This is a genomic window from Spongiactinospora gelatinilytica, from assembly GCF_003236385.1.
Taxonomy (GTDB): domain Bacteria; phylum Actinomycetota; class Actinomycetes; order Streptosporangiales; family Streptosporangiaceae; genus Spongiactinospora; species Spongiactinospora gelatinilytica.
Window position 1 is genome coordinate 1 of the sequence record NZ_POUA01000629.1, and the last position, 2,338, is coordinate 2,338.

Annotated in this window: 2 protein-coding genes and 1 pseudogene; all 3 read left to right on the forward strand. The window is 72.5% G+C overall.

The window, feature by feature from the left end:
• The first annotated feature begins 52 nt into the window (after positions 1 to 52).
• The gene (locus tag C1I98_RS37930) at positions 53 to 1,048 is read left to right on the forward strand and encodes a MinD/ParA family ATP-binding protein (RefSeq protein WP_111172061.1); all 996 of its coding nucleotides are present in this window, start codon (positions 53 to 55) and stop codon (positions 1,046 to 1,048) included.
• Complete coding sequence (locus C1I98_RS37935; RefSeq protein ID WP_111172062.1) at positions 1,048 to 1,782, forward strand: hypothetical protein; 735 nt, start codon at positions 1,048 to 1,050, stop codon at positions 1,780 to 1,782. The genes C1I98_RS37930 and C1I98_RS37935 overlap by 1 nt, the downstream gene beginning before the upstream one ends.
• Positions 1,783 to 1,817: 35 nt before the next feature.
• Positions 1,818 to 2,338, forward strand: a pseudogene (locus tag C1I98_RS42310) (hypothetical protein); the annotation flags it as partial.

A 2,338-nucleotide genomic window follows, 5' to 3' on the forward strand; every position in this document is an offset into this window, starting at 1 on the left:
CCCCGCACCCCACAGACCTCCGAACCGGTAAGACTCCGCGAAAGGACGCGACATGACGGAGCCCTCCCCCCCGATCCGCTCGGCCAAATCCGCGGCCGCATCGCAGGAACCGATCCCCGAGTCCGTGCCGCTCACCGCCGAGCACCTGCTCACCAACCGGCAGCCGGAACCGGCCGGAGGGTGGCGGCGGATTCTGTGGAGGCTGTCCGGCGGGCGGATCAACCCCGCGGAGTCGGCGGCCGAGCTGGAGCGTCGTACGCTGATCGGGCAGGCGCAGATCCCGGTGGCCAGCGGCCATCACCGGATCGCGGTGATGAGCCTGAAGGGCGGGGTCGGCAAGACCACGACCACCGCCGCGCTCGGCAACACGCTGGCCTCGCTGCGCGGCGACCGCGTGATCGCCATCGACGCCAACCCCGACCGGGGCACGCTCGGGCTCAAGGTCAAGTCCGAGACCGCCGCGACCATCCGGACCTTCCTCGCCGAGGCCCCGCACATCGCCCGCTACGCCGACGCCCGCGCGTTCACCTCGCAGTCGGCGGCCCGGCTGGAGGTACTGGCCTCCGACGCCGACCCGGCGGTCAGCGAGGCGTTCAACGCCGAGGACTACCGTACGGTCACCAAGCTGATCGAGCGCTACTACTCGATCTGCATCACCGACTGCGGCACCGGCCTGCTGCACGGCGCGATGGGCGCGACCCTCGAACTCGCCGACCAGGTCGTACTGGTGACCATGGTCGCGGTGGACGGCGCCAGTTCGGCGGCGGCCACGCTCGACTGGCTGACCGCGCACGGGCACGCCGACCTGGTCAAGAACGCGATCGTGGTGCTGAACGCGGTGGAGCGCAAGACCGACGTGGACATCGAGCTGCTGGAGCGCCACTTCACCTCACGCTGCCGCGCGGTGATCCGCGTGCCGTACGACCCGCACCTGAAGGAGGGCGCGGAGGTCGATCTGGTACGGCTGCGCCCGGCGACCAGGGCCGCGTACCTGCGTCTGTCGGCAGCGGTGGGACTGGGCTTCTCCAAGGCGAGCCGGGGCCATTAGTGAAGATCTCCGACGATCCGGTACTGGACTGGGGACTGGGGCCGCCCCGGCACACGCTGCGCTGGGTGCTCATCGCCCTGGTCGCGGCCGTGGCCGCGGGGGTCGTGGTGTGGCTCCTGTTCCGGTCCGGCCCGGCCCCTACCCAGGCGGCGGCACGGACCGAGCCGGTGGGCATCACGCTGGCGAAGCCGTCCGGGTACCACGGCGAGGGCGGTTACCCGATCGGCTTCCCCAAGACCGAACTCGGCGCGGCCTCGGCCGCCGCCGCCGCGCTGGAGGCGGCCTGGACCCTCGACCCGGACCAGGCCGAGCAGGCCGCGGTCCTGTACGCGCCGCCGGACCAGCAGGAGGCCGCCCGAGCCGGGGCGGCGGCGGTGGTACGCGACTGGCGCAAGACGCTCGGGCTGCCCGAGGAGGGCGAACTGCCGCCCGGCGCGGGCCTGCGCACCACGACGATCGGCGTTCAGTGGCGTTCGCGCGCCGCGGACCAGGTGGAGGTCTCCGTGCTGGTACAGGTGACCGCCACGAAGGACGCCGGGGTGGACACCCCGGCCTACTCAAGCCCCTATGCCATGAGCCTGCTCATGGCCTGGCGGCCGGACGCGCGCGGCGGCGCCCGCGGTGACTGGGTCAACATCCCTGATCCGCAGCAGGTCGTCGTGCCGAAGGTCGCCGCCCCCGGCACCCCCGAGTTCCGCGCGGCGGGCTGGAAGCCCATCGCCGGAACCCAATGAACCGCACTGAATCCGCAGATCGAGGAGGACGCTATATGGCCCAACGCAGTCCCTCAAAGCGCGTCACCCTGGTCTCCGGGCTCGTCCTGACCGGGCTTTCGGCGACCACGGGCGCGGTGATCACTCATCCGTGGGTCGCCATGGCGCAGCCGGTACCGGAGGCCGCGGCCTCCTTGATACCGGGCGAACCTCCGCCGAACGACCCGATCGACGTGGAGAAGATGCCGCCGCCGATCGAGGAGCGCAAGCCCGAGCCGAAGCCGGAGCCCAAACCCAAGCCGGAACCGGAGCCCGAACCGGAGCCCGAACCGGAGCCCGAAGCGACCGACGACGGCGAGCCCGCCCCGGAGGAGACGCCCGAGGAGGCCGCGCCCGACCCGGACGCCACGCCCGAGCGCAAGGCCCCCCGGCAGCGGCAGCAGCCGAACCCGCAGCCCAAGCCGGAGCAGACCGAGAACGACAAGCCGGACCCGGACAAGGACAAGGAGCCGGCGCCGTCGGTGTCGGCCCAGCCCAACCCGGGCCCGACGCAGCAGCCCACCAAGAAGCCGGACCC

Coding starts and splice junctions, on each gene's coding strand:
- C1I98_RS37930 (WP_111172061.1), top strand. CDS start 53: ATGACGGAGCCCTCCCCCCCGATCCGCTCGGCCAAATCCGCGGCCGCA.